Here is a 25,788-nt window from a genome sequence, read left to right on the forward strand (position 1 = left end):
GCCAGATTGAATCAACTGAGTGACTGCGCTCTAAAAAACGCACTTAAACCGCATTAGGTTCACATATATTCACCCTTAAACAGTATGCTGAGCGCAGAAACCACGCGTGAGAATTGTGATGACCGATGCAAATGAAGCCAGAAATCGGCTGCTCAACGGCTGGCAGCTGTCGAAAATGTACACCTTTGAAGTGGCGGCTCGACATGAATCCTTCGCGCTGGCGGCGGAGGAGCTGTCGCTCAGCCCCAGCGCGGTGAGCCACCGCATCAACCTGCTCGAAGAAGAGCTCGGTATTCAGCTGTTTGTCCGTTCGCACCGTAAAGTCGAGCTGACGCAGGAGGGAAAGCGCGTTTACTGGACGCTAAAATCGTCCCTCGACACCCTGAATCAGGAGATCCTGGACATCAAAAACCAGGCGCTGTCCGGCACGCTGACGGTCTACTCCCGGCCGTCGATCGCTCAGTGCTGGCTGGTACCCATGCTGGGCGACTTTACCCGCCGCTATCCGTCGATTTCGCTCACCGTCCTGACCGGCAATGATTACATCAATATGCAGCGAACGGGGGTCGATCTGGCGCTCTATTTCGACGATACGCCGCCAAACCATCTGTCTCATCACTTCCTGATGGACGAAGAGATTTTGCCCGTCTGCTCGCCGCAGTATGCCCGCGAGCATGAGCTGTTGAAAAACCCCGATAACCTTAGCCACTGCACGCTGCTGCACGACCGTCAGGCCTGGAGCAATGATTCCGGTACGGATGAGTGGCTGAGCTGGGCGCAGCACTTTGCGGTGAATATGCCGCCATCGTCGGGTATTGGTTTCGATCGTTCCGACTTAGCGATTATTGCGGCCATCAACCACGTCGGCGTCGCGATGGGGAGAAAGCGGCTGGTGCAAAAACGGCTTGAACGGGGCGAACTGATCGCCCCGTTTGGTGACAAGACCCTGAAATGCCATCAGCACTACTATGTTTCGACGCTTTCGGGCCGACAGTGGCCGAAAATAGACGCCTTTATCGGCTGGCTGAGAGAACTGGCAGGTTGAAGAATTATTACGCTTTCGCGCTACACCAAATGTGAAAAAGCGTGCTAAATACAGGTAATGCTTTCGATTTATCCAGGGTAAACCGTGTTAAAGCCTCTTATAGCGACCGCGTTACTGATCTCTTCCGGCTGGGCCATTGCCGCTGAGCCGCCGCTGACGGCTGCCCGTTATGCGCAGCAGCTTGGCGTCGGGATGGATGTGGACTGGGCGCGCACCGAGCGCGGCATACGCGAATTCGACCCGCTGGTGGTCCGCGATTTTCGGGCTAAAGGCATTACTCACGTGCGCATCCGCGTGGCCGACGAGCCGACGGAAGCGCGGCTGATCCACCTGCGCAAGCTGGTGGAAGCCTGCGAGCAATATGGCGTGATCCCGATTATCGCTTATCAGGCCGATGAATATAAAAACGACCCCAAAGCCGATAACGAGAAAGAGACGATCAACTGGTGGATTGCCGTGGCGCACTATTTCGGCCAGAGCTATCCGCTGCTGGGTTTTGATCTCATCTATGAGCCAGCCGACAAGCTTAACCACAACCTCGCGTCGTTAAACCGCGTGTATGAAAAAACCATTAAAGCGATCCACGACATCGACCCGCAGCGCATGATTTTCATTGCGCCGCGCCTGCGCGCTGCGCCGGAGGATTTATCCGGCCTGAAGCTGCCTGCGCACAGTCAAAACTACCTGCTGGCGGAGTGGCATATTTTCCCGTGGGGGCCGCTGAAAAATAGCGGTAAATACCCGTGGACGTCCGGCACGGCGGCGGAGAAGGCGGCTATCCGTAACCGCATCAGCACCGCGCTGCGCTGGCAGCAAAAAACCGGGCACGTTAGTTGGGTCGGGGGCTGGGGCGTGGGGGAGTCAAACCACCTCACGCCAACCGCTTCGCAAATGGCCTTCGCCACCTTTATGGCCTGCGAGCTGCAAAAGGCGAAAATCCCGTATGCGCTTAACGCGGATTTCCAGTTTTACGACGGGGAAGAGGGGGCCTGGCGGCCTGCGCCGGAGCCGTTATTGCAGGCGATGATTGCGCCCGTCTGTGAAAAGCCCGGCGAGAAGCCGGGCCATCATGCGGTTAAACCGGCTGCTCGTGATGCGGAACGCGTGACGCCAGCGGCAGCCAGCACAGTAAAATCAGCAGCCCCATTAGCGTCATCAGCAGGCCCAAACTAGCCTGCCCGGTCTGCGGCATCATGGCCGAGAGCCAGGCCAGCGCGCCGGAACCGATGTTCTGCAAACCGCCCACCAGCGCGCCCGCCGTGCCGGCGAGGAGCGGGAACGGCTCCATCGCGCCGCTGGTGGCGAGCGGGAACAGCATTCCCGCGCCGAAGAAGAACAGCGCCGCCGGAATCAGCAGCGTCCAGACGGTCATCACGCCAAACAGCCCCGGGATCCACATCATCAGACCCGCCAGCAGGCAGCTGATCACGGCCTGCCACATCAGGGTTGAAAAGCGCTTGTTCTGACGCCCGGCAAACCACGCGCCAAAGAACGCCGCCGGGATTGGCAGAATAAACAGAATGCTCACCACCATGCTGCTCAGGCCCAGACCCGCGCCCAGCAGCACGCCGGAGCAGGCTTCGAACACTGCAATACCCGCCAGGCCGCCGATCAGCATCAGCAGGTAGCAGGTAAACGCGCCGTTGCCGAACAGTGTCTTATAGCTTGTGAGAAGCTTCGTGCGCGGCGCGTCTTTGGGACGGGTTTCCGGCATCCAGCGCGCCATGCTGAAGGTGACAATTACGCAGAGCACCAGCAGAAAGGCGTAACAGGCGCGCCAGGACCACATTGTGTCCAGCAGGCCGCCAATCAGCGGAGCGAGAAGCGGGCTGACCAGAATGCCCATATTCAACAGGCTGTTGGCGTGGCGGAGCTGGGTGCCCTGATACATATCGCGCGGTAAGGTTCGTGCCATCACCCCGCCGACACCCGTCCCAACGCCCTGCAGGGCGCTGGCGGCAATCAGTACGGTCAGGCTGTGGGTGGTAATGGCAATCACCGTCGCTACCATGAAAATGCTCATGCCCACCAGGATCACCGGGCGACGCCCGACGCGGTCGGAGAGCGGGCCGTAGAAGAGCTGTGAAACGCCATAGGTCAGCAGGTAGGCTGCCATCACGCTCTGCACCGCGCCTTCGCGGACGTTCAGTTCCTTTGCCATGTCGGCAATCGCCGGAATGTAGATGGTTTGCGCCATCTGACCGACGGCCACCAGTAACACCAGCATCAACAATAAGTTAACGTTCCTTTGCTTTTTCATGTCGCTGAATACTTTTGCCAAAAGAGAGAAATAAAGAATAAGTGACTACGCATTCCCATAAATGCGCGAGGAATCTACCACAGGCAGATGACAATTTAAGCATTGTTGCGGTGAATGGAAATACCGGAAAGGCAGGATTTGTAAACAAGAACGGCAACTAATGTTGCCAGCGATTTACGCCAGACGCAGCAGAATTGCGCCGACAGCAATACCCAGCGCTGCCGCGATGCGCAGGCCCGCAACCTTCTCTTTTAAAAGGACAAAAGCGATCAGCGCCCCGAAAAGAATCGAGGTTTCACGCAGCGCGGCGACCACCGCCAGCGGCGCCTGCGTCATCGCCCAGAGGGCCAGACCGTAAGAGCCCATGGTCCCCACGCCGCCGAGCAGCCCTTTTTTCCAGTGCAGGCGCAGGTAGCTGGACGCCTCGCGCCGACGCGCCACCATCGCCCAGCCCAGCAGGCAGAAGCCGTTCATAAAGAAGGTCCAGAGCGTGTAGCCCAGCGCGGTGTCCGACAGCCGCACGCCGGTGCCGTCCACCAGCGTATACCCGGCGATAAAACAGGCATTCAGCAGCGCCAGCCAGATCCCCCTGCGTGACTGCATGCGGCCATTCATCGCCATCGCCAGAATCGACAGGCAAATGACTCCGATACCGGACCAGGCGAGCCAGGAGAGATGGTCGCCGAGCGCCAGCACGCTGATCAGCGCCACCAGCAGCGGGGCGGTGCCGCGCATCAGCGGATAGGTCTGGCTCATGTCCGAGACCTGATAGGTCTTCGCCACCAGCACGGTGTAGACCACCTGTAAGGCGCAGGAGACGATCAAAAACGGCCAGCTTGCCGCAGAAGGCTGTGCTGAGAAGGGCAGTAAAATCAGGGCAATAATCGCGGCTGAGCCGCTAACGCCGATCGCAGAGTAGAGTTTATCCGTTCCGGCTTTAACGATAGCGTTCCAGCTGGCATGCAGCAGTGCGGCGAAAAGCAAAATGCAGAAAACGGTAATGGTCATGGCGTATTGGGTGATGAATTGTCACTCAACTGTAACATTCACATCCTGATGCCGCCAGCCGGTTACACCGCACAAAAAAGGCGGTGCGTCACCCGCGGTTCGTCTGAGACCAGCGTAAAACCGGCTCGATTGTAAAATCCGTACGCGCTGTCCGGCGCGTGAGTATTCAGAAAATCAAACCAGATGCTGGCATCCGCCATCACTACGGTTAAAAGCTGTTTTCCAATGCCCAGCCCGCGGCACTTCTCGCTGACGTAGAGATGGCGAATGCGTCCGGCACGCGGCTGCTGGCTGAACGGATCGCGGTTGAGGCCACACACGCCCACCAGCTTGCCGTTAAGAAACGCACCCAGCAGCTTTTCACCCGGCGCGTTAAAGCGGTTCTCACCCCGCAGCCAGTTCTCTTCCAGCCTGCGCAGCATGTTGAAATTCAGCGCGATACTTTCCGCCTTCAGGGCGATATACCCCGGCTCATCCGGTGTGACAGGCTCAATTAACAGACGCGACATAGCATTCCCTCGTTATTAAAGAGGGGCGGTTGCCCGCCCCTCTCAGGTGCGACTTGAACCTGAATTACCGAACGTATTTCAGGACAGCATCAAGCAGTTGCAGTACTGCAACAATGAGTTTGAGGATAAGTATCACCATATCCACTACGCTCATACGCGTCTCCTTTTGGTTAAAAGGAGCACGATGCTGGCGTACCTTTCCGCCGCCTGTTGCCAGCACCTGGATTGACGTAACACAGTGTGCTCACTTCAGGGGTTAAGGCACTGACGGCACCACCCGTTTCAGCCAGGACTTCGTTGCGCCGGTAAACTGCGGCCCCCTCGCTCACTGCGAACACCCTCAGTATAGATAAATACTGTATGCATGAACAGTATTTTTTGGACAAAATTTGGAAGGTGATCCATACTCAAAAACGTCAAAATCCGTGCCGGAATTGCGCGTTCGAGTTCTATCGCGTATACTTTTTCCGTTGACGTAACACAGTGTGTTCTGCGGCGACCAACCGCAAAACCCTGATAAAAACCTCGCTTAGGCGGGGTTTTTTGTTTTCTGTCAGTCTGAATAATTCATATTTTCAATGTAAGACTGTATTGCGGCTCTCTTTTGTTCAAAGGCCATTTCCTCCGCCTTTTGACACTCTGCCAGGGCTGAGGCAGGGTAGTGAACGCAGGGTATTTGCCGGGTTTTATCCTGCAACACCCCCAGCGGATATCCCGTGCTGGCATCAAGGACAGAAATGCGTTGTTCGACGGGGGCAGATGGCCCCCGCCCGGTATTTTGCAATTCAATAAGAAACTGGACCTCGTGCGTTGAGATGGGGTAACCCAGGCCTGCAACATAGCCCAGCATGGAGAGTGGCTTAACCTGTTTACTCGTCGCTTCGCCGAAATAGATCATACGGTAGATAAAATAACTGCCCCAGGGTTCGCGCGAACCCAACGCGCTGTGCATAAACCAGGCGCGGGAATCATGGATTTGATCATCAAAAAGCGTTCTTGTTAGTCCTGAGGGTTGATTGGCATTGCTCTGTTCCCCTTGTGGTGGAAACAGTGTTTCCAAATGTTCTTTCCCCGCCTCTTTGATCTTTTTAAACTCAACGAGAATGTCATCCTGGTTAAAGGCAAAAACAAAACCTTTGAAGTAATCGAGTACGGCGTAGGTTGTGCTTTTTGCCTGAGTACGAGAAACGCCCTGATAGTCCTCTTTGAACTCGAATGCGGCCTGTAAAAGCTGTGTTTGCCCGAGCAAAGCATCAAAGTCTTTTGGGCCTGTCTTAAGCATCACAAACTGACCCTGCGGGTAGCTACCGAGCTGTTTAATTCGCTCTCTTTCTGCATCTTTTTGTAATTTTTCGCGTTTTCTTTCCCGTTCCGCCCTTTTACCAGGATCGTTATCCTGATTTTGATTATTGGCTGCGGCGTCGTGATAAAAGCGCTGGCTCCGGAATGTTTCCTGGGCGTAGCGATTGATGCGCCAGGCGGTTATCCAGCCGATCTGGTTTTCAAGCGCTTCGATGATATTGACTCGAGCGCGAACGGGGGAGTAGTGGGTTGCCTGTTCGTCGGGAATGCCAGTTTCGGAAAGAGGTAAATCAAGAGTGAGCTGGCGCCAGGCGTTGAAGCGTTGGATTAGTAAGGGGTCAGTACTAAATTCGTCAACCAGGGCTTCTGGCATAATTCTCCATGAATCTTTTTGTAAATCTTCAGGGAGCGACTCTTTTTGGACTTTTAATGGGGCACCTGAAGTAAAGGCTGCTGCGTATATGTCGTTTAAACAAAGCTGTGATAATAAGAAATCATCGACATTAGCATTTGCTTTCCCCTGATCGCCTGGTGGATACCCGCCCCCAATATCAGAGTGCATGCCAGGATAAACCACCTCTACGGCATATTCAGGATACCCCCCGTCAGCACGACAGATTGAATCGAGTGGGAAGCACAACCGCTGATCGTGAGCCGAAACCAGATGCACGCAGCGCTTAATCAGCGCATTGTCCGGCAATTCCATCGTTCCGTCGGCCCAGCCCATATGACCTTCCGCAACCGGGGCAATATGGGCAATTCCAACGGAAGCGACCGTATCCAGCAGACCCAGAAATTCAATGCTAATCGGAATTTCACCCTGCTTTGTCGCCAGGCAAAAAGGTTGTAAGGCCCCTTCCCGGGAGGGAGAAAGCAGGGCGTTCAGCCAGTTAACAAAGGCCCGGGCCGAGGCCGCTCCGCGCGAGAAACCGTAAACATAGAGTTTGATTCCCAGCAGCTTAGAGGTGCCCGGCGTTGGCTGCCTTAACGCGATCTCCAGCGTTTTACCCAACCCGTTCAGCAGCCGGAAAAGCTCTCTGTGGCGGAGGTATTCTCCGTGAACGTTGGAGTGTGAGTAGTTGGTGGCCATAGCCTGAATGGAGTGCCAGTTTTCATCATCGCTTAGTTTCCTAAGCCCAAGCGTACGTCGCAGGGCGTCAATCAGCCGAAGCAGACCCCAGTTGATGCGCTCCTCGCCGTAAGCCGCGTATTTAAGCCCTGCATCGCTGAAGTCGAGATCTAACACCTCCGGAAAAGGCGTCCCCACGCCGGGAATATAGTATTTGTAATACTGGTTGTGCGCGACGCCGTCCTGATCGACCAGCTCTGCGTTATGCGCGCCGGTTCCCCCTGCATAGCCTTGTCCTATGGTGGCACGGAACAGGCGAGCGATATCGGTCGGATGAGGCGGGGTCGATTCATAGAGGTCATGATTCAGGTTGTTGCCCGTACCGTCAAAGAAAAGGCTGATATGCAGCGTCTTACAGCAGGGAGGCAAGACGCGTCGGTTGGCAGCTGTGCAAAGCTGGTTATGGTATTGCCTTTCCAGACTGCCTTGTTCCCTGCAGTTTTGCCCAAAGTGAGATCTAGTACTAGGTAATCTACCTCTTTCCGGAAACTCAGGAGGGTACCAGACATTATCAGGGTTCAGTTTGGACATACTTTGGGCTTCTCCATATGCACGGGGTCTTTGATGGGGTAATCCGGGCTGCCGTAGTCGGCACAGCTGGTGGTGACCTTCACCTGGTCACAGGGCAGGAAATGAACGGTAATACCGCAGGTTTTTTGTCCGGTGTAATCGGGGACCGGAACGCTTTGAGTATGTTTTTTATTCAACCCTTTGATTATTGCTCGCCACTCACGGCGTTTATCTGCATATTTCTGCCATGCCTTGTAACGCTCATCCCGGTTCATCCCGGTGGTATCTGGTTCATCAGGCTGCGGAATCTCAGGCACATCGCTGGCAAACGCGACGCCCGTTTCCCAGTCAACCTGTACCGTCATTCCGGGCTTCCACGGCCCGCTCACGCCAAAGCAGCAGCCCCCACCGCCACCCGAATACGGGCCGATAATATCGAGGCCGGACTGCCCGTTAACGCTGAAGCGGTTGATGGCCCAGCTGGTGTGGTTAATGGCTTCAATGGTTCCGCCCCCGCCGGGCGGGGCTGGTTCTGTTTTTACAGGCTTGTCGCACCCTGTTAGTAAAAGCAAAGCAGCGAAAAGCATTGTGTAAAACTTGTTCATGCTGTCTTCCTTAACACCCGCCTGTATCCCTCGGCACGCTCTAGTATTTTTGTACTTGTTCTTAGGTTCGAAGAAATCATAACCACATAAAGCCTGCGACAATACCCTCGAGCCGCTATTTTCAGATTTTCATAAGAAATTAATATGTGACTGAACCTAATAGCGTTTAGGGCAAATTTGAGAGGTGAAAACGGAGAGCAAATCCAACAAACGAAACGTGATCCCTGACGCATTTTTGTGCAGATGAAAATATTTCCATTGTCACGCCCGAAAACCTGTGTTTGTATAAATTCAATCAATGATTCCAAACACAGGTCCCCAATGACTTCATCCATCTTCACTTCGACCCTACTAAAAACTGCGCAACCAGCCGCAGTGGTCGTCGTGCGTGTGGTGGTGGTCGTCGGCAATGCGCCGTAGGGACTGGATCAACACACGAATCCAAAACCCCGCCGGCGCAAACCGGGCGGGGTTTTTCGTTTAGGACCCTCCCCGGAAAGTCGGCCCAGAAGAAAAGGACTGGAGCATGGCAAGTTCGGGCACAACATCCACAAAGACGCGTTTTACAGGCGCGCAGCTGATTGTTCATTTACTGGAACGACAGGGCATCACCACGGTTGCGGGTATCCCGGGTGGAACCGTGCTGCCGCTGTACGATGCGTTGAGCCAAAGCACGCAGATCCGCCACGTGCTGGCGCGTCACGAGCAGGGGGCAGGATTTATCGCTCAGGGCATGGCGCGTACGCAGGGCAAACCGGCGGTCTGTATGGCCTGCAGCGGCCCCGGCGCAACCAACCTGGTGACCGCCATCGCCGACGCGCGCCTCGACTCCATTCCGCTGATCTGCATTACCGGCCAGGTACCGTCCTCGATGATCGGCACCGACGCGTTCCAGGAAGTTGACACCTACGGCATCTCTATCCCCATCACCAAACATAACTATTTAGTTCGCGATATCAGCGAGCTGCCTCAGGTTATCAGTGATGCGTTCCGCATTGCGCAGTCTGGCCGCCCGGGCCCGGTGTGGATAGACATTCCTAAGGATGTCCAGACCGCAGAGATCGAGATCGACGTGTTGCCGGAGCCGGGCGAGCGCGCCCCCGCGCCGGAATTCAGCGCTGAAAGCGTGCGCGACGCCGCCGCCATGATTAACGCCGCCAAACGCCCGGTGCTCTATCTGGGCGGCGGGGCGATTAACGCTGCGGATGAAATCCGCCAGTTTGCGGAAAAGGCCAACCTGCCGACCACCATGACCCTGATGGCGCTGGGTATGCTGCCTAAAGCGCATCCGTTGTCATTAGGCATGCTGGGCATGCACGGTGCGCGCAGCACCAACTACATCCTGCAAGAGGCGGATTTGCTGATTGTTATGGGGGCGCGTTTTGATGACCGGGCGATTGGCAAAACCGAGGAGTTCTGCCCGAACGCCAAAATCATTCACGTGGATATCGACCGCGCCGAGCTGGGTAAAATCAAACAGCCGCACGTGGCGATTCAGGGCGACGTGGCCGAAGTGCTGGCGCAGCTGATCCCGCAGACTGACGCAACTGACCGGGCCGACTGGCGTCAGCTGGTGGCCGATCTGCAGTGCGAGTTCCCGGGCGCCATTCCAGCTGAGGGCGACCCGCTGAGCCACTACGGGCTGATCAACGCCGTGGCCGCCTGCGTGGACGACAGCGCGATTATCACCACTGACGTGGGCCAGCACCAGATGTGGACCGCGCAGGCGTATCCGCTGAACCGTCCGCGCCAGTGGCTGACCTCCGGCGGCCTCGGCACCATGGGCTTCGGCCTGCCGGCGGCAGTAGGCGCGGCGCTCGCCAACCCGGACCGCAAGGTTATCTGCTTCTCCGGCGACGGCAGCCTGATGATGAACATTCAGGAGATGGCGACCGCGGCCGAAAACCAGTTAGACGTGAAAATCATCCTGATGAACAACGAGGCGCTGGGTCTGGTGCACCAGCAGCAGAGCCTGTTCTACAAGCAGGGCGTGTTTGCGGCGACCTATCCGGGAATGATTAACTTTATGCAGATTGCCGCCGGCTTTGGCCTGCACACCTGCGATCTGAACGCGGAAGAAGACGCCCACGCGGCGCTGCAGGCGGCGATCTCGCGTCCTGGCCCGGCGCTGATCCACGTGCGTATCGACCCTGAACAAAAAGTGTATCCGATGGTGCCGCCGGGTGCGGCCAATACTGAGATGGTGGGGGAATAAGCCATGCAGAAACAACATGATAACGTCATTCTGGAACTCACCGTCCGCAACCACCCTGGCGTTATGACCCACGTCTGCGGGCTGTTTGCCCGCCGCGCGTTTAACGTGGAAGGTATTCTCTGCCTGCCGATTCAGGGCAGCGAGCACAGCCGCATCTGGCTACTGGTCAACGACGATCAGCGTCTGGAGCAGATGATGGCGCAGATCGACAAGCTGGAAGACGTCACCAAAGTGGCGCGCAACCAGTCCGATCCCACCATGTTTAACAAAATTGCGGTGTTTTTCGAGTAAATCGCTTAAGGTAAGCGTCTTTCGCTCTTGTAGGCCGGATAAGCGCAGCGTCATCCGGCTTTTTCAGACCGCAGGAACACACATGACCACCATCGCTCTCATCGACGACCACCTTATCGTCCGCTCCGGCTTTGCCCAGCTTCTTAACCTCGAACCGGATTTTCAGGTCGTGGCCGAGTTTGGCTCCGGTCGCGAGGCGCTGGCGGGCCTGCCGGGGCGCGGGGTGCAGGTCTGTATCTGTGACATCTCGATGCCGGATCTCTCCGGGCTGGAGCTGTTGAGCCAGCTGCCGAAAGGGATGGCGACGATCATGCTCTCGGTTCACGACAGCCCGGCGCTGGTCGAGCAGGCGCTCAACGCGGGCGCACGCGGCTTCCTCTCCAAACGCTGTAGCCCGGACGAGCTGATCGCCGCGGTGCGCACCGTCTCCACCGGCGGCTGCTACCTGACGCCGGATATCGCCATCAAGCTGGCGGCCGGACGTCAGGATCCGCTCACCAGACGCGAGCGCCAGGTGGCGGAGAAGCTTGCCCAGGGGATGTCGGTAAAAGAGATTGCCGCCGAGCTGGATCTGTCGCCGAAAACCGTGCACGTCCATCGCGCGAACCTGATGGAAAAACTCAACGTCAGCAACGACGTTGAGCTGGCGCGCCGCATGTTCGACAGCTGGCAATGAGTCCCGTGTTTTCGCGGCTGATCGCCGTCGTTGCCAGCTTTTTTATCTTCTCCGCCGCGTGGTTTTGCCTGTGGAGCATCAGCCTGCATCTGGTGGAACGCCCTGAGCTGGCGGTGCTGCTGTTTCCCTTCGGCCTGCGTCTGGGGTTAATGCTCCAGTGCCCGCGCGGCTACTGGCCCGTGTTGCTGGGTGCAGAGTGGCTGCTGCTGGTCTGGCTGGCGCAGGAAGTCGCTCTGGCGCATCTGCCATTATTGATGATCGGAAGCCTGCTTACGCTTCTCCCCGTTGCCCTGATTTCCCGCTATCGTCACCAGCGCGACTGGCGCACGCTGCTGCGGCAGGGGACGGCGCTGATTGCCGCCGCGCTGCTGCAGTCCCTGCCGTGGGTCGGCGACAGGGAGATGCTCAACGCGCTGCTGCTCACCCTCACCGGCGGCCTGACGCTCGCGCCGACCTGCCTCGTTATCTGGCACTACCTCTCAAGCACCGTCTGGCAGCCGCTTGGTCCGGGGCTGGTGTCTCAACCGGTGAACTGGCGCGCCCGGCATCTTATCTGGTATCTGCTGCTGTTCGTGGTGAGCCTCTGGCTTCAGCTGGGTTTACCTGCCGAGCTTTCACGTTTTACCCCGTTTTGCCTGGCGCTGCCGATTATCGCCCTGGCCTGGCACTACGGCTGGCAGGGGGCGCTGATCGCGACCCTGATGAACGCTATCGCGCTGATTGCCAGCCAGACCTGGCACGACCATCCGGTGGATCTACTGCTCTCGCTGCTGGCCCAGAGCCTGACCGGGCTGCTGCTCGGGGCGGGCATTCAGCGCCTGCGCGAGCTGAACCAGTCCCTGCAAGCAGAGCTGGCGCGCAACCGGCGTCTGGCGGAGCGTCTGCTGGAGACCGAGGAGAGCGTGCGTCAGGAGGTGGCTCGCGAGCTGCACGATGATATCGGCCAGACCATTACCGCCATCCGCACGCAGGCGGGCATCGTCCAGCGTCTGGCGGCGGAAAACGCGGTGGTGAAGCAGGGCGGGGCGCATATCGAACAGCTTTCGCTGGGTGTCTATGACGCCGTTCGCCGCTTGCTGGGACGGCTGCGTCCGCGCCAGCTTGATGACCTGTCGCTGGAGCAGGCGATACGCTCCCTGATGCGCGAGATGGAGCTGGAAAGCCGCGGCATTGTCAGCCATCTCGACTGGCGCATTGATGAATCATTGCTCAGCGAAGGCCAGCGCGTGACGCTGTTCCGCGTCTGCCAGGAAGGGCTGAACAATATCGTTAAACATGCCAATGCCAGCGCGGTCACGATCCAGGGCTGGCAGCAGGACGAGCGCCTGATGCTGGTGATTGAAGACGACGGCTGCGGCCTGCCGCCGGGCTCCGGCCAGCAGGGCTTTGGCCTGGCGGGCATGCGCGAGCGCGTCAAGGCGCTGGGCGGCACGCTGACCCTCTCCTGCACCCACGGGACGCGCGTCAGCGTCAGTTTGCCGTTAAGGACGTACCATGTTTAAAACCCCAACCAGCGCGGCTCCGTTGCGCGACAAGGCGGAAATCGACGCCCGCTACCGCTACTGGCGTCGCCATATCCTGATTACCATCTGGCTCGGCTACGCGCTGTTCTACTTCACCCGCAAAAGCTTCAACGCCGCCGCGCCGGAAATCCTCGCCAGCGGCGTGATGACGCGCACCGATATCGGCCTGCTGGCGACGCTGTTTTACATCAGCTACGGGCTGTCGAAGTTCTTCTCCGGCATCGTCAGCGACCGCTCGAACGCGCGCTATTTCATGGGCGTTGGGCTGATCGCCACCGGCGTGGTGAACATCCTGTTTGGCTTTTCCACTTCGCTGTGGGCCTTTGCCCTGCTGTGGGCGCTGAACGCCTTTTTCCAGGGCTGGGGCGCGCCGGTCTGCGCCCGCCTGCTCACCGCCTGGTACTCGCGCAACGAGCGCGGCGGATGGTGGGCGATCTGGAACACCGCGCATAACGTTGGCGGGGCACTGATCCCGATGGTGGTGGGGGCTGCCGCGCTGCACTACGGCTGGCGCACGGGGATGATGATTGCCGGTGCCCTCGCGATTGTCGCCGGGCTGTTCCTCTGCTGGCGCCTGCGCGACAGGCCGCAAACCGTCGGCCTTCCGGCGGTGGGCGACTGGCGGCACGACGAGATGGAGATCGCCCAGCAGCAGGAGGGCGCCGGGCTGTCCCGCCAGCAAATCCTCACCAAGTACGTGCTGAAAAATCCGTACATCTGGCTGCTGTCCCTCTGCTACGTGCTGGTCTACGTGGTGCGCGCGGCGATCAACGACTGGGGTAACCTGTACATGTCCGAGACGCTGGGTGTGGATCTGGTCACCGCTAATTCGGCGGTCACAATGTTCGAGCTGGGCGGGTTTATCGGCGCGCTGGTGGCGGGCTGGGGCTCGGACAAGCTGTTCAACGGCAACCGCGGCCCGATGAACCTGATTTTTGCCGCCGGGATTTTACTCTCCGTGGGCTCGCTGTGGCTGATGCCGTTTGCCAGCTACGTGATGCAGGCGGCGTGCTTCTTCACCATCGGCTTTTTTGTCTTTGGTCCGCAGATGCTGATCGGCATGGCGGCGGCGGAGTGCTCGCACAAGGAGGCGGCAGGCGCGGCGACGGGCTTTGTCGGGCTGTTTGCCTACCTCGGCGCATCGCTCTCCGGCTGGCCGCTGGCACGGGTCATCGACGTCTGGCACTGGAGCGGTTTCTTCGCGGCGATCGCCATCGCGGCGGGGATTTCCGCCCTGCTGCTGCTGCCGTTTTTGCACGCCCAGGCGCCGCGCGAAGCGTGACGTGCCTCACCTTTTGTTGCCGAATGGCGCAAAACTAAGAAATTTTCCCGGTTTCACCTGGACGCTGTCTCAGGCATCTCTCCCGGCTGATTTTTACAATGCTGCAAAAATCAGCTCAGGAGTAAACCAACCATGCTGGCCTTCTTAAACCAGGTGCGCAAGCCGACCCTGGATCTGCCGCTCGACGTGCGGCGCAAGATGTGGTTCAAACCGTTCATGCAGTCTTATCTGGTGGTCTTCATCGGCTACCTGACCATGTACCTGATCCGCAAAAACTTTAACATCGCGCAGAACGACATGATCTCCACCTACGGGCTGAGCATGACGCAGCTGGGGATGATTGGCCTGGGCTTCTCCATCACCTACGGGGTGGGGAAAACGGTTGTGTCCTACTACGCGGACGGTAAAAACACCAAGCAGTTTCTGCCGTTTATGCTGATCCTCTCCGCCATCTGTATGCTCGGCTTCAGCGCCAGCATGGGCGCGGGCTCCGTCAGCCTGTTCCTGATGATCGCCTTCTACGCCCTGAGCGGTTTCTTCCAGAGCACCGGCGGGTCGTGCAGCTACTCCACCATCACCAAATGGACGCCGCGCCGCAAGCGGGGTTCGTACCTCGGCATGTGGAACATCTCCCACAACCTCGGCGGGGCGGGTGCGGCAGGCGTGGCGCTGTTTGGCGCGAACTATCTGTTCGACGGCCACGTGATCGGCATGTTTATCTTCCCGTCGATTATCGCCCTGATCGTCGGCTTTATCGGCCTGCGCTTCGGCAGCGACTCCCCGGAATCCTACGGCCTCGGCAAAGCGGAAGAGCTGTTCGGGGAGGAGATCAGCGAAGAGGACAAAGAGACCGAAGAGAACGAGATGTCCAAATGGCAGATCTTTGTTGAGTACGTGCTGAAAAACAAAGTGATCTGGCTGCTGTGCTTCTCGAACATTTTCCTGTACGTGGTGCGCATCGGCATCGACCAGTGGTCAACGGTGTACGCCTTCCAGGAGTTGAAGCTCTCGAAAGAGGTGGCGATTCAGGGCTTCACCCTGTTCGAAGTGGGCGCGCTGGTCGGCACGCTGCTGTGGGGCTGGCTCTCCGACCTCGCCAACGGCCGTCGCGCGCTGGTGGCCTGCGTCGCGCTGGCGCTGATTATCGCCACGCTCGGCATCTACCAGCACGCCAGCAACCAGTACGTTTACCTGGCGTCCCTGTTCGCGCTCGGCTTCCTGGTGTTTGGCCCTCAGCTGCTGATTGGCGTGGCGGCCGTAGGTTTCGTGCCGAAAAAAGCGATCGGCGCCGCCGATGGGATTAAAGGCACCTTCGCCTACCTGATCGGCGACAGCTTCGCCAAGCTTGGCCTGGGGATGATCGCCGACGGCACGCCGATTTTCGGCCTTACCGGCTGGGCGGGCACCTTCGCGGCGCTGGATGCGGCAGCGATTGGCTGTATCGTCCTGATGGCGATGGTCGCGGTGCTGGAAGAACGTAAAATTCGCCGCGAGAACCGCGCGCAGAAATTAAAAGCGGCCTGAGTGTGCAGGTAACGTCTTTGCCCGGTGTGTGATGCCGGGCTTTTTTTATTTGCTCGTCCTACCTTTACCCCGCTTTACACACCCACTCCTCTCCATGCTCTACAGTGTTTTTTGCTGCCGCCTTTCGTGCAGCCTTAGCCCCTTTTGCTAACGGAGAGCTTGCATGTTAACCCGACGATTGTCCTGCCTGGCGCTGCTGATGGCGCTGGCGTCCCCCGCAATGGCTGCGGATGCCCCCACCTACGGCGAGAAGCTGGAAGGTTTCGACTACGGCTGGCCGGTAAAACACTTTACCTTTACCTCGCAAAACCAGTCTCTGGATATGGCTTACCTGGACGTGAAGCCGGAAAAACCCAACGGACGTACCGTGGTGCTGATGCACGGCAAAAACTTTTGCGCCGGCACCTGGGACGGCACGATCCGTGCGCTGTCGGCCAGCGGGTATCGCGTGATCGCACCCGACCAGATCGGCTTCTGTAAATCCACCAAGCCGGACCATTATCAGTACACCTTCCAGCAGCTGGCGGACAACACCCACGCGCTGCTCACATCGCTTGGCGTCGATCGCGCGACGGTTATCGGCCACTCGACCGGCGGCATGCTGGCGACCCGCTACGCGCTAATGTGGCCGCAGCAGGTAGAGCAGCTGGTGATGGTGAACCCGATAGGGCTGGAAGACTGGAAAGCGCGCGGCGTGCCGCATATCACGGTTGACCAGTGGTACCAGCGCGAGCTGAAGGTCAGCGCCGACGGCATTCGTCAGTACGAGAAAAATACCTACTACGCCGGGGAGTGGAAGCCGGAGTACGAACGCTGGGTCACGATGCTTGCCGGGCTGAACAACGGGCCGGGTAAGGCGCGCGTGGCGTGGAACTCGGCGCTGCTCTACGACATGATCTACACCCAGCCGGTCATCTATGAATTTAGCGACCTGAAGATGCCGGTATTATTGATGATCGGCACGAAGGACAACACCGCCATCGGGAAAGACCTCGCCCCGCCGGAGGTCCGCAAGACGCTTGGCAACTATGCGGTGCTGGGCAAAGAAACGGCGAAGCGCATCCCGCACGCGACGCTGGTGGAGTTTAACGACATGGGCCACGCGCCGCAGATGCAGGATCCCGCACGCTTTCACGAGGCGCTGTTGAAGGGGCTTCAGGCGCGCTGACGGGTCTCCAGCAACAGCCCGCGCAGCCACGCCTGCGCGGGATTGCTTTCATCGCATTTATCCAGCTTTTTTCGGTTCACTATTCTGGCCGTACCCGCTGTCGACACGCTGCGTTTCCCGCTATGATGAGCGGCTAGTCTAAGGAGAACGCATGGTCTGGATAATGCTGGCAACGCTTGCCGTGGTGTTTGTGGTGGGATTTCGCGTCCTGACCTCAGATTCCCGCCGCGCCATCAAACGTTTAAGCGAACGGCTGGGGATTACCCCGATGCCGATCGAGTCGATGATTGACCAGTTCGGTAAAACACCGGGCAATGAATTTATCCGCTACCTTGAGCGGCCTGACGAGGCGCATCTGCAAAACGCCGCGCAGGTGCTGCTCATCTGGCAGGTCTGTATTGTCGACGGTAGCGAAGAGAATCTGCATACCTGGCACCGTATGCTGCGTAAAGCCCGCCTTGCCACACCCGTTACCGATGCGCAAATTCGTCTGGCACTTGGCTTTATGCGCGAAATGGAGCCCGATCCGCAGGAGCTGAACGCCTTCCAGCTGCGCTATAACCAGCTATTTCTGCCGGAAGAAGGTGTGTTTTATCTGCATTAAGCCTTTTTGCCGCACAAGATATTCTGAGCGTTCAGGATCTCCTCTCTGTTTTCATTGAGGCGAGTTGCGGCATAGATATCAATATTTAATCTCTTTGCCTCATCGTCCGTTAGTTCGCGATAGCATAGCCCCTCCTGATTGAAGGTGCATTTTGACTGAGGCAGCAGCGCAAACCCTTTCCCTCTTGCGATACGGCTTAGCATCACGAGGGAATCATCCGGCTCTTTAATACGCTTCAGCGGCGTTTTAAGCGTGTCAAAGTAGCTTTCGCATTTGTCATAGAATGACGGATTAGCGCTTCTCGAAAACCAAAAAAGTGGAAGATCGCTAATGTCTTCCAGCGAGACTTTCTCTTTCAGACTGGCAGGATGTAAAGAAGGCATTGCGATGAGCAACGGTTCCTGGCAGACCCAGCGGTATTGAACAATGTCTTCATGACCCGTTCCCTTTTCCCCGGTCAGCACCAGATCCAGCATATTTTTAGACAAGCTTTGCAGCAGCTGTGCTGACGTCAGGTCGGGCGTTTCAACGTCATCTCCGGCGTTCATTTTTTGAAGCTGGGTATTTACAGGTTCAATATATTCAAAATTAAGCGTGCGCGTGAGACCGATGCGCAGATTCGTTTCTGAAGAGTGAGGGTCTTCTTTTAAGCTGCTGATGTCTTTGAGTATTTTTTCTGCCTGAACGACCAGCGCTCGGCCTGCTTCAGTGAGGCTAACGTCATGCGTACTGCGACTGAACAACTGACGTTTCAACACCGCTTCAAGGCATTTTATCTGACGCGTCAGAGGCGGTTGAGTCATGCGCAGACGTTCGGCAGCCTTACGAAAGTTCAGTTCATGTGCAACAGCGAGAAAGCATTGTAATTGTTTGATACTGGGCAGGTTATTGCTGAGTAAATGTTCTGCTGTAGCCATACGTGGGTCCTAAATGCGAAAAGGTATTTCGTCTTTTTTCCATTTCGATATTACACGCTAAATGCTGGCAGCAAAACCCGTTTTAACAGTAATACAAAAAATATATTACAAATTTAACAATTCCAATAGTTTCCTGTATTGATAAATTTCTATCCGAATCCTCACTTAATCAATACTCGGAGTAATTATGTCGTCTAAATATGTACTGGTATCACGCTTCCCATTAAAAAACACTTTTTCTGAAAAAGAATTTACTTCCTTAAAAAGCAATGAAAACGTTCGCTACTATACCTGTGAAGAAAACGGCGTTAATGAATTGCTGGAATTACGCGCATTCAACGATATTAAAGAAATTGCATGGGTTGAAAGTGAAATGGAATCCATGTTCCATCGTTTCTCTGAGGTTCTTTCTGCCGATATCCGTCGCGAACTGCTTAAGTTTGTTGAATCCCCAATTGATAATAATAATAGCTTGCCACAATCAAATTATATTCAACTCCGACACGTCGAAGTGCCTGCGCATAACTATCAGCAGTACCGTCAGTGGCGCGATGAAACCATTTTTAATGTTGTAAGAGATAACAAAGATAAGATTGAAAGTTTCGAAGCATTTCATTCACTGATCAGTGGCGTTCCGGGTGTAATGTTCATCTCCTCATTCAACGGCGATAAAGCAGCATATAAAGAAGCATTTACCAATGCGCGTTATCAGGAAATCATTCAACAGGCCGGCGATAACTTTATTACTGGCGGTAATGACGGCCTTTATACACGTATCTATCGTGCTTGCTGTTGTTGAGGGACAATGAATGAACTGTAAAAAGTTGGTAGTTGTTGGCGATAAATTTAATGAATTTGCCAATGGTAAAGATGTACTGACTATATCTCAGCTAGAATTATTGACTCAAATCCCTGCGAATATCATTGATAAAGAACATGAAATTATTGTTGGGCAGGGCGTGCGCAAGGATTTTGCCGGAAAGGTAATTTCAAACCAGGCAAGAAATGCGATTCATGGTAATAAATTAAAAATGTGCTCTCTGGAAAAACTGGTTAGCGACAAAAAAAATGCTTATTGCCATAAAAGACTGGAACAGAATGTACTTATAGGATCTGCGGAACAAGCTGAGCATAACCACGATCTTTATGCGATGCCGCTGTTAATCGATGAGCGTTGCGAATTGATGGCGGATCATCAGACGGGGCAGCATATTCAGGGAATGCTCCTGGTTGAAGCCAGCCGACAGGCCTTTATCGGCGTCACCGAAGAATTTATTTACCAGCAGGAAAGTGGACGCTATTACGTCATTAATAGCATGGCAATCAATTTCGCCAGTTTCCTGTTCCCTTTACCGGCGCTGGTCCACTTTGAATTTCTTGAAAAAGATATTAACGACCGCCGGGGGCGTTTCAAGGCTCAGGTTCGCGTCACTCAGCATAAAACGCTTTGCGCGACAATGGATGTCTCGTTCACCGTCTATCCTTCCGCCCTGATTACAGAGAAAGAGAAATCTCTGGCTGAGGTTGCCATGCAGGCGACCATTGTTGAGCAGCAAGGGGTGACTCAGGGGGTAACGCATGCCTGAATTACGTAGCCAGAAATACCGTCTGGCTGCGACCACGCAGGGGCCGCTTTACCCCCCTGCGGAGGTCATGGACGGGAAGGGTAATTTTGTCGTGGTTGGCATGGTGCCAGGGGATAACGGACTGCAGTGGCGAAGCGTCATTGTCTCTCCGGACAGCCCGCTTCCGGCATTTGGGGAAGTCGCACCCTATAACATTCTGTGCGATCTGGAAAAGATGCCTCAGGACGCGTTGAAGGACATCATTCTTCATACTCTTCCTTTACCCATTCCGATGAACAACTATCGGATGGTTTTCGCACCAGAACAGCGGCCGCAGGCCAATAATGAAATAAGGCCTGGCCTGCCACTTCATGAAGGCTATATCGCGGATTATCGCAGCAGCGATGGAAAGCGAGAGATCGAGCCAGTGACCCTCGCTGCCTGGCTCGAGGCAGAGGGCAACTTTGAGGTCACATTGTCCGAAGATAAGAAACGAGCCCGGTTCACGTTTTCGTTCCGGAGCCTTGTTCCGGATAGCGTTTACACCGTGATGAGTCTCAGGGAAAACGATCTAGCCTCGGTGGATCCGAGCAGGCCAGGTCCGCTGGGAATACCCAACGTATTTATAACCGATAGCGAAGGTAATGCCGAATATTGGGCAGAGTTAACCGATCCTTTCCCGGCTCCGGCGAGGAAAGGAAACAGAATTATTAACGTAGTCGTACTTTATATGAGCTCGCGTCAGAGCTACGGCGGTGCAATTGGCTTGTATGGTCTTGGAGGCGATATCCATGCCCATTTAAAACTCAAAGGCCGTTCCTTCGATGAATTTACAACTATAGAGTGAGAAAAATATGCCATTTGTTCATGTTATGACCTGGCCTGCGAAAGATGAAAATCAAATCATCAGACTCCAGGAAGATATTACATTTGCCGTTCACAAAAACACGGGTGCGCCGCTGGATAAAATTTCCGTGGTGGTTTCTGAAATTGCGCCTTCCCGCTGGGCGGATGCAGGCGTGTCTGGTACGGATAGAGATTTTCCGGTTAAGAGTCGAAGAAAAAACTACGAGGAATAAAGTTTGCGTAAACATGCCGCTTTTTTTGATGTTGATGAAACGCTTATAAATATTAAAAGCATGTTTGATTTCTATGATTTCTGGTGCAGGGAAAATAATCAAAACGATCGTCTTCAACGCTATATGTCTCGTTTTCGCACCGACGTGAAAAACGGCGTGCCAAGGGAAGCCCTGAACAGAGATTATTATCGTCAGTTTAAAGGTGTGTCTTGTCGTTATCTGGAAGAAATGGGTGAGAAGTGGTTCAGGCGTAAGCTGGAAAGCGATTTTTTTATTGAGAGTGCTGTTTCAGCCCTTAAAAAACATCAGAACCAGAACATGTATACCGTATTTATATCGGGCTCTATGCTTCCGATTCTTTCACCCATTGCAAAATATCTTGGAGTAACGGAAGTACTCTGTGCGCCGGTGATAATAAATGACGAAGGTGAGTTGACGGGTGAAATCGGCCTGCCTCAAACAATTGGAACAGGTAAAAAAGACGCGCTTATCGCCTTTTGCGATGATAAAGAGATTAACCCCGTGGATTGTTATGCCTACGGCGACGATCTTTCGGATATTCCAATGCTGGAAGCCACTGGCCATCCCGTCTGTGTGGGAGAGCATTCCGCGCTTACCAGATATGCAACTGAAAAAAATTGGCACATTATTTAAATCCTTATTGAGGTAAGTAGTATGACTTCAGAACTCACTCCGCAGAATATGACGTTAAGGTCATGGCTTGCTTTATTCATTCTGGCTATTTCAACCTTTACTATTGTCACCACCGAACTGGCGCCAGTCGGATTATTAACGCCAATCGCAGAGGGGCTACAATCTTCGGAATCTGCGGTGGGCATGACCGTGTCGCTTTATGCCTGGGTGGGGGCGTTGAGTGCGCTGTTTGCCTCCGTCTTTTTAGGGAATGTGTCCAGGAAGCGGCTTTTACTTGTGCTCACCGTGGTACTTCTGATCTCTAACGTTATGGCTGCGACGGTAAACGTCTATAGCATGCTGCTTAGCGCCCGCGTACTGGGAGCGCTCGCTCACGGCGCATTCTGGGCGATGATCGGCGCAACGGCGGTAGCTATGGTCCCTGCCAGATATATAGGGGCGGCGACGTCAATCGTATTTGGTGGTGTTTCCGCAGCAAGCGTTTTTGGCGTACCGGTATCCAACTATATTGGTATTCACTTCGGCTGGCGGCAGGCATTTTGGCTGATGGCCGCGCTGAGCGTAATTGCCTTTGTGGGTATTAGCGTTCTTGTCCCCAGGATTACCAGCAAAAGCGCGCTCGGGCTGGATGCGCTTAAAGGCGTGCTGAAATCGTCAACATTATGGAAAATTTACTCAGCAACCTTGCTGGCTGTGACGGCTCACTTTGCTGCCTTTACGTACATTGAACCCTGGCTACACACGCAGAGTTTACTGTCCACCACCATTATTCCTGCTGTGCTTTTTGTTTACGGCATCGCGGGTCTGGCAGGTAATTTCCTGACCGGCGTGTTGATTGATAAGTATCTCAAGCTGACGGTCTCTTTGTCTGTACTGCTGATCTGTGCAGTGCTGCTGTTCCTGGGCCTGTCTGGTTCCTCGCTCTCTGCTGCGTTGATATTTACCAGTATGGTTGTCTGGGGTGTCGCCGTATCAGGAATATTTGTCGGTTTCCAGACGTGGGTTTTACGTATGGCAGAGGATAAAGCCTTCCCGGCCTCCGCAATCTACGTTTCATTTTTCAATACCGCCATTGGTATCGGTGCGTCAGTCGGTGCCTGGATGGTTTCATCATTTTCAATGCCGCTCCTGTATATCGTCGCCGGTACGGCCATCGGTCTGTCCGTTCTGCTTGTCGCGGTTATTCCGGCAACGTTGACCGCAAAACAATCCCGTATGGAGAAATCTTATGAGTCAAATTAATGACCGCACGCGCTATGGCAGAGAGATTATGGACCGTCTTGAAGCGGGGCTCGCGGATAAAGTCACCCGCCGCCTGAGCGAGCTCGACCCGGGGCTGCCCGCCCTGATTACCGACTATGCGTTCGGGGATGTGGTGGGTCGTCCGGGACTGGATCTCAAAACGCGCGAAATGTTGACCGTCGCCTCGCTTGTGACGCTGGGTAATGCCATGCCGCAGCTAGAACTGCATATGCGAGGCGCGCTCAATACCGGCGTGACGCCGGAAGAGCTGCTTGAAATTGTGATACAGATGGCGGTATATGCTGGCGTTCCCGCCTGCATGAATGGTCTTACTGCATACCGCGCGGCAATGGCCGCGACGGGCCATACTTTGCCAGGACTGAAGGGAAGTGACGCATGAGCGAGATTGTTATTATTGCAGCCCGCCGCACGGCGACGGGCGCATTTCAGGGCGCGCTTGCGGAGCATTCAGCCTCTGATCTGGGAAGCCGCGTCATTCAGGCGCTCCTGAAAGAATCTGGCGTAGAAGCCAGTGATATCTCTCAGGTCATTATGGGACAGGTTCTTACTGCGGGGTGCGGCCAGAACCCGGCCCGACAGTCGGCACTGAATGCTGGATTGCCCGTAGATACGCAATGTCTGACGGTAAACAAAGTGTGCGGGTCCGGGCTTAAGGCGGTCCATCTTGGCATGCAGGCGCTGCAGACGGGTGAGGCTGAGTTTGTTATCGCAGGTGGTCAGGAGAGTATGTCCAACGCGCCGCATATCGCCACGACGTCGCGTAGCGGAACGCGGCTGGGTGATATTACTCTCAAAGATAGCCTGGTTTCTGATGGGCTCTGGGATGCCTTCAACGATTATCACATGGGGATCACTGCAGAGAATGTTGCGACGGAGTTTGGTATCAGCCGCGAAATGCAGGATGAATATGCCCTTGTCTCTCACCACAATGCGCTTGAAGCGCAGGCGCGTGGCATTTTTGAGCGTGAAATTGTCCCGGTTGAGTGGCAGACGCGAAAAGGTGAAACGATCAGCGTGGAGAGGGATGAAGGACCCCGTGCAACCAGTATCGAAAAATTGACGAAACTGAAGCCTGTCTTCCGAAAAGAGGGTACGGTGACGGCGGGAAATGCTTCATCGTTGAATGACGGTGCCGCGGCGGTCCTGCTTTGTACGCGTGAGACTGCCGAAGCACGTAGTTTGCCGGTTCTGGCATCGCTGGGCGTATTTTCCAATTCCGGTATCCAGCCGGCATTAATGGGTGCAGCCCCGATTCAGGCCATTGCCGACTGTCTTTCCCGCTCGGGATGGAAGCCTGAGGATGTCGATCATCTCGAATCCAACGAAGCGTTTGCCGCCCAGGCGCTGGCCGTGATTCAGCGGGCCGGGATTTCCCCGGATCGTATCAATCCATACGGCGGGGCAATCGCGCTTGGGCATGCGATAGGTGCATCCGGCTGCCGAATTTTGGTGACGCTGGTTCATTCCCTGATCCGTAATGATGCCAGGCGTGGCGTTGCCGCCCTGTGCGTTGGCGGCGGGGAAGGCGTCGCGTTGAGCGTTTATCGCTAACGGCGTTTCCGTAGATATAAAAAAACCGGGGAAACCCGGTTTTTTATTTTTAAGATGCTGTATCAGGCATTCACGCCCTTCATACCCTCGGCAGAATAACGATCGCCTTTAATCGCTACCCGGCGATGAAGGTTGTTCAACGATTCGATATCGCTCTTCTCAAGCACAATATCGGCAGCGCGCGCGTTCTCGGCCAGATAGCTGACGTGCTTAGTACCCGGAATGGGAACCAGCCGATCGTATTGTGCTAACAGCCAGGCAAGCGCAATCTGACCTGCGGTACAGCCGTATTTTGTCGCCAGCGGGGTAATGATATCGAGCAACTGGCGATTATGATCGAGACTGGACTGAACAAATCGTTCGTTATTCTTGCGGAAATCACTTTCTGCAAAATCGTTGTTGTTCAGGTATTTTCCCGTCAGGAAGCCTCTGCCAAGAGGTGAGTAGGGCACCAGGCCGATACCTAGCGCTTTCACGACCGGCAAAATGTTTTCCTCGATGTCTCGTGTCCACAGAGAATATTCTGTTTGCAATGCGGTGACCGGATGCACCGCATGCGCCCGTTGCAGCGTTGAAGCCGACACTTCGCAAAGGCCGATGTGGTTGATCTTGCCCTCTTTAACAAGGGTGCGCAGACAATCCATACTCTCTTCGATCGGGGTTGCGTTACTCACTCTGTGAAGATAAAAGAGGTCGATTCGCTCCACGCCAAGCCGCTTAAGGGATTCGTTACAGCAGCGGATGATATAGTCCGGCGTATTGTTGATGGTGCGGGCGTAGGACTCGTCAGGAGAGCGATCGATGCCGCACTTCGTGGCGATTTTGAACTGGTCGCGAGTGTTTTTATCCAGCCCGGCAAGAAAGTGACCGATTAGCCTTTCATTATGGCCACGGCCATATAAATTTGCGGTATCAATAAACGTCACGTTCAGATCGATGAGGTTATGCAATACCTGCAGTGAGCCTTTGTCATCAGTCTGGCCATAAAATTCACTCAGACCCATGGCACCGTAGCCGACGGCACTGACGGTAAGATTTTGAGATAAAGTACGTGTTTTCATAGTTTCTCCTTTTCAGACGCTATGATTGTTTCACCTCAATTGTGGTT

Annotated in this window: 27 protein-coding genes; 19 read left to right on the forward strand and 8 right to left on the reverse strand. The window is 55.4% G+C overall.

Annotated features, from left to right (window positions below; genetic code table 11):
- Window positions 1-118 precede the first annotated feature (118 nt).
- Both dsdC and INF77_RS07575 read left to right on the forward strand, forming a co-directional pair.
- Entirely contained in the window at window positions 119-1,045 is a 927-nt protein-coding gene (dsdC, locus tag INF77_RS07570; protein WP_039024536.1) for a DNA-binding transcriptional regulator DsdC, read from the forward strand.
- 84 nt (window positions 1,046-1,129) lie between these two features.
- A complete protein-coding gene (locus INF77_RS07575) occupies window positions 1,130-2,218 on the forward strand; it encodes a cellulase family glycosylhydrolase (protein ID WP_193531937.1) in 1,089 nt (362 codons plus the stop codon).
- Here the strand turns inward: INF77_RS07575 and emrD are convergent.
- From emrD to INF77_RS07605, 6 genes are all read right to left on the reverse strand, one after another.
- Window positions 2,121-3,305 carry a multidrug efflux MFS transporter EmrD gene (emrD, locus tag INF77_RS07580; protein ID WP_193531938.1) on the reverse strand — a complete coding sequence of 395 codons (1,185 nt, stop codon included), beginning with the start codon at window positions 3,303-3,305 and terminating at the stop codon, window positions 2,121-2,123. The two genes, INF77_RS07575 and emrD, sit on opposite strands and share 98 nt — an antisense overlap.
- A gap of 174 nt (window positions 3,306-3,479) precedes the next feature.
- Window positions 3,480-4,313 carry an EamA family transporter gene (locus tag INF77_RS07585; protein WP_150145096.1) on the reverse strand — a complete coding sequence of 278 codons (834 nt, stop codon included), beginning with the start codon at window positions 4,311-4,313 and terminating at the stop codon, window positions 3,480-3,482.
- 62 nt (window positions 4,314-4,375) lie between these two features.
- On the reverse strand, window positions 4,376-4,822 hold the full coding sequence (locus INF77_RS07590; protein WP_028014956.1) for a GNAT family N-acetyltransferase: 447 nt from the start codon (window positions 4,820-4,822) through the stop codon (window positions 4,376-4,378).
- A 64-nt stretch (window positions 4,823-4,886) separates the two neighbouring features.
- The gene (gene tisB, locus INF77_RS07595) at window positions 4,887-4,976 is read right to left on the reverse strand and encodes a type I toxin-antitoxin system toxin TisB (protein ID WP_045260836.1); all 90 of its coding nucleotides are present in this window, start codon (window positions 4,974-4,976) and stop codon (window positions 4,887-4,889) included.
- 399 nt (window positions 4,977-5,375) lie between these two features.
- Window positions 5,376-7,784 (reverse strand): DUF2235 domain-containing protein, encoded by a 2,409-nt coding sequence (locus INF77_RS07600; RefSeq protein ID WP_193531939.1) that lies wholly within the window; start codon window positions 7,782-7,784, stop codon window positions 5,376-5,378.
- Window positions 7,772-8,368, reverse strand: a complete 597-nt coding sequence (locus INF77_RS07605) for a DUF3304 domain-containing protein (RefSeq protein ID WP_193531940.1) — start codon at window positions 8,366-8,368, stop codon at window positions 7,772-7,774. The genes INF77_RS07600 and INF77_RS07605 overlap by 13 nt, the downstream gene beginning before the upstream one ends.
- Before the next feature lie 321 nt (window positions 8,369-8,689).
- Between INF77_RS07605 and ivbL the strand changes: the two genes are divergently transcribed.
- The 9 genes from ivbL to INF77_RS07650 all read left to right on the forward strand — a co-directional run bounded on the left by ivbL (window position 8,690) and on the right by INF77_RS07650 (window position 17,651).
- Window positions 8,690-8,788, forward strand: a complete 99-nt coding sequence (ivbL, locus tag INF77_RS07610; RefSeq protein WP_057979964.1) for an ilvB operon leader peptide IvbL — start codon at window positions 8,690-8,692, stop codon at window positions 8,786-8,788.
- Window positions 8,789-8,894: 106 nt separating this feature from the next.
- Complete coding sequence (ilvB, locus tag INF77_RS07615; protein WP_193531941.1) at window positions 8,895-10,583, forward strand: acetolactate synthase large subunit; 1,689 nt, start codon at window positions 8,895-8,897, stop codon at window positions 10,581-10,583.
- Window positions 10,584-10,586: 3 nt separating this feature from the next.
- A complete protein-coding gene (gene ilvN, locus INF77_RS07620; protein WP_010426528.1) occupies window positions 10,587-10,874 on the forward strand; it encodes an acetolactate synthase small subunit in 288 nt (95 codons plus the stop codon).
- 82 nt (window positions 10,875-10,956) lie between these two features.
- Entirely contained in the window at window positions 10,957-11,550 is a 594-nt protein-coding gene (uhpA, locus tag INF77_RS07625; RefSeq protein WP_022646555.1) for a transcriptional regulator UhpA, read from the forward strand.
- Window positions 11,547-13,052 carry a signal transduction histidine-protein kinase/phosphatase UhpB gene (gene uhpB, locus INF77_RS07630; protein WP_193531942.1) on the forward strand — a complete coding sequence of 502 codons (1,506 nt, stop codon included), beginning with the start codon at window positions 11,547-11,549 and terminating at the stop codon, window positions 13,050-13,052. Before uhpA ends, uhpB begins: the two co-directional genes overlap by 4 nt.
- Window positions 13,045-14,355, forward strand: a complete 1,311-nt coding sequence (locus INF77_RS07635; RefSeq protein WP_063155232.1) for an MFS transporter — start codon at window positions 13,045-13,047, stop codon at window positions 14,353-14,355. Before uhpB ends, INF77_RS07635 begins: the two co-directional genes overlap by 8 nt.
- 132 nt (window positions 14,356-14,487) lie before the next feature.
- Window positions 14,488-15,879, forward strand: a complete 1,392-nt coding sequence (gene uhpT / locus INF77_RS07640) for a hexose-6-phosphate:phosphate antiporter (RefSeq protein ID WP_028014963.1) — start codon at window positions 14,488-14,490, stop codon at window positions 15,877-15,879.
- Window positions 15,880-16,042: 163 nt separating this feature from the next.
- Window positions 16,043-17,047 carry an alpha/beta fold hydrolase gene (locus INF77_RS07645; protein ID WP_126818368.1) on the forward strand — a complete coding sequence of 335 codons (1,005 nt, stop codon included), beginning with the start codon at window positions 16,043-16,045 and terminating at the stop codon, window positions 17,045-17,047.
- 151 nt (window positions 17,048-17,198) lie between these two features.
- On the forward strand, window positions 17,199-17,651 hold the full coding sequence (locus tag INF77_RS07650; protein WP_193531943.1) for a DUF1198 domain-containing protein: 453 nt from the start codon (window positions 17,199-17,201) through the stop codon (window positions 17,649-17,651).
- On the opposite strand, the gene INF77_RS07655 is transcribed toward INF77_RS07650, so the two are convergent.
- The gene (locus tag INF77_RS07655) at window positions 17,648-18,568 is read right to left on the reverse strand and encodes a LysR family transcriptional regulator (protein ID WP_193531944.1); all 921 of its coding nucleotides are present in this window, start codon (window positions 18,566-18,568) and stop codon (window positions 17,648-17,650) included. The genes INF77_RS07650 and INF77_RS07655 overlap by 4 nt on opposite strands.
- A 187-nt stretch (window positions 18,569-18,755) precedes the next feature.
- On the opposite strand from INF77_RS07655, the gene INF77_RS07660 reads away from it, so the two are divergent.
- Genes INF77_RS07660 through INF77_RS07695 form a run of 8 tightly spaced genes read left to right on the forward strand, consistent with a single transcriptional unit; the run spans window position 18,756 to window position 24,680 of the window.
- The gene (locus INF77_RS07660; RefSeq protein ID WP_028014967.1) at window positions 18,756-19,367 is read left to right on the forward strand and encodes a hypothetical protein; all 612 of its coding nucleotides are present in this window, start codon (window positions 18,756-18,758) and stop codon (window positions 19,365-19,367) included.
- 10 nt (window positions 19,368-19,377) lie between these two features.
- Window positions 19,378-20,154: an AfsA-related hotdog domain-containing protein gene (locus INF77_RS07665; protein ID WP_193531945.1), complete on the forward strand. Its 777-nt coding sequence runs from the start codon at window positions 19,378-19,380 to the stop codon at window positions 20,152-20,154.
- Entirely contained in the window at window positions 20,147-20,980 is an 834-nt protein-coding gene (locus INF77_RS07670) for a hypothetical protein (RefSeq protein ID WP_193531946.1), read from the forward strand. Before INF77_RS07665 ends, INF77_RS07670 begins: the two co-directional genes overlap by 8 nt.
- A 7-nt stretch (window positions 20,981-20,987) precedes the next feature.
- Window positions 20,988-21,212 (forward strand): 2-hydroxymuconate tautomerase, encoded by a 225-nt coding sequence (locus INF77_RS07675; RefSeq protein ID WP_041911708.1) that lies wholly within the window; start codon window positions 20,988-20,990, stop codon window positions 21,210-21,212.
- Window positions 21,213-21,215: 3 nt separating this feature from the next.
- Entirely contained in the window at window positions 21,216-21,866 is a 651-nt protein-coding gene (locus INF77_RS07680) for an HAD family phosphatase (protein ID WP_028014971.1), read from the forward strand.
- A 21-nt stretch (window positions 21,867-21,887) separates the two neighbouring features.
- Window positions 21,888-23,108, forward strand: coding sequence for an MFS transporter (locus INF77_RS07685; protein WP_088204453.1), 1,221 nt, complete (start codon window positions 21,888-21,890; stop codon window positions 23,106-23,108).
- The gene (locus INF77_RS07690; RefSeq protein ID WP_028014973.1) at window positions 23,095-23,508 is read left to right on the forward strand and encodes a carboxymuconolactone decarboxylase family protein; all 414 of its coding nucleotides are present in this window, start codon (window positions 23,095-23,097) and stop codon (window positions 23,506-23,508) included. The genes INF77_RS07685 and INF77_RS07690 overlap by 14 nt, the downstream gene beginning before the upstream one ends.
- Window positions 23,505-24,680, forward strand: a complete 1,176-nt coding sequence (locus tag INF77_RS07695) for an acetyl-CoA C-acetyltransferase (RefSeq protein ID WP_059357165.1) — start codon at window positions 23,505-23,507, stop codon at window positions 24,678-24,680. Before INF77_RS07690 ends, INF77_RS07695 begins: the two co-directional genes overlap by 4 nt.
- A 62-nt stretch (window positions 24,681-24,742) precedes the next feature.
- On the opposite strand, the gene INF77_RS07700 is transcribed toward INF77_RS07695, so the two are convergent.
- Window positions 24,743-25,741 (reverse strand): aldo/keto reductase, encoded by a 999-nt coding sequence (locus INF77_RS07700; protein WP_192971844.1) that lies wholly within the window; start codon window positions 25,739-25,741, stop codon window positions 24,743-24,745.
- Window positions 25,742-25,788 lie beyond the last annotated feature (47 nt).

It is taken from the genome of Enterobacter cloacae complex sp. P1B (assembly GCF_014982345.1).
In the GTDB taxonomy this organism is placed as follows: Bacteria; Pseudomonadota; Gammaproteobacteria; order Enterobacterales; family Enterobacteriaceae; genus Enterobacter; species Enterobacter bugandensis.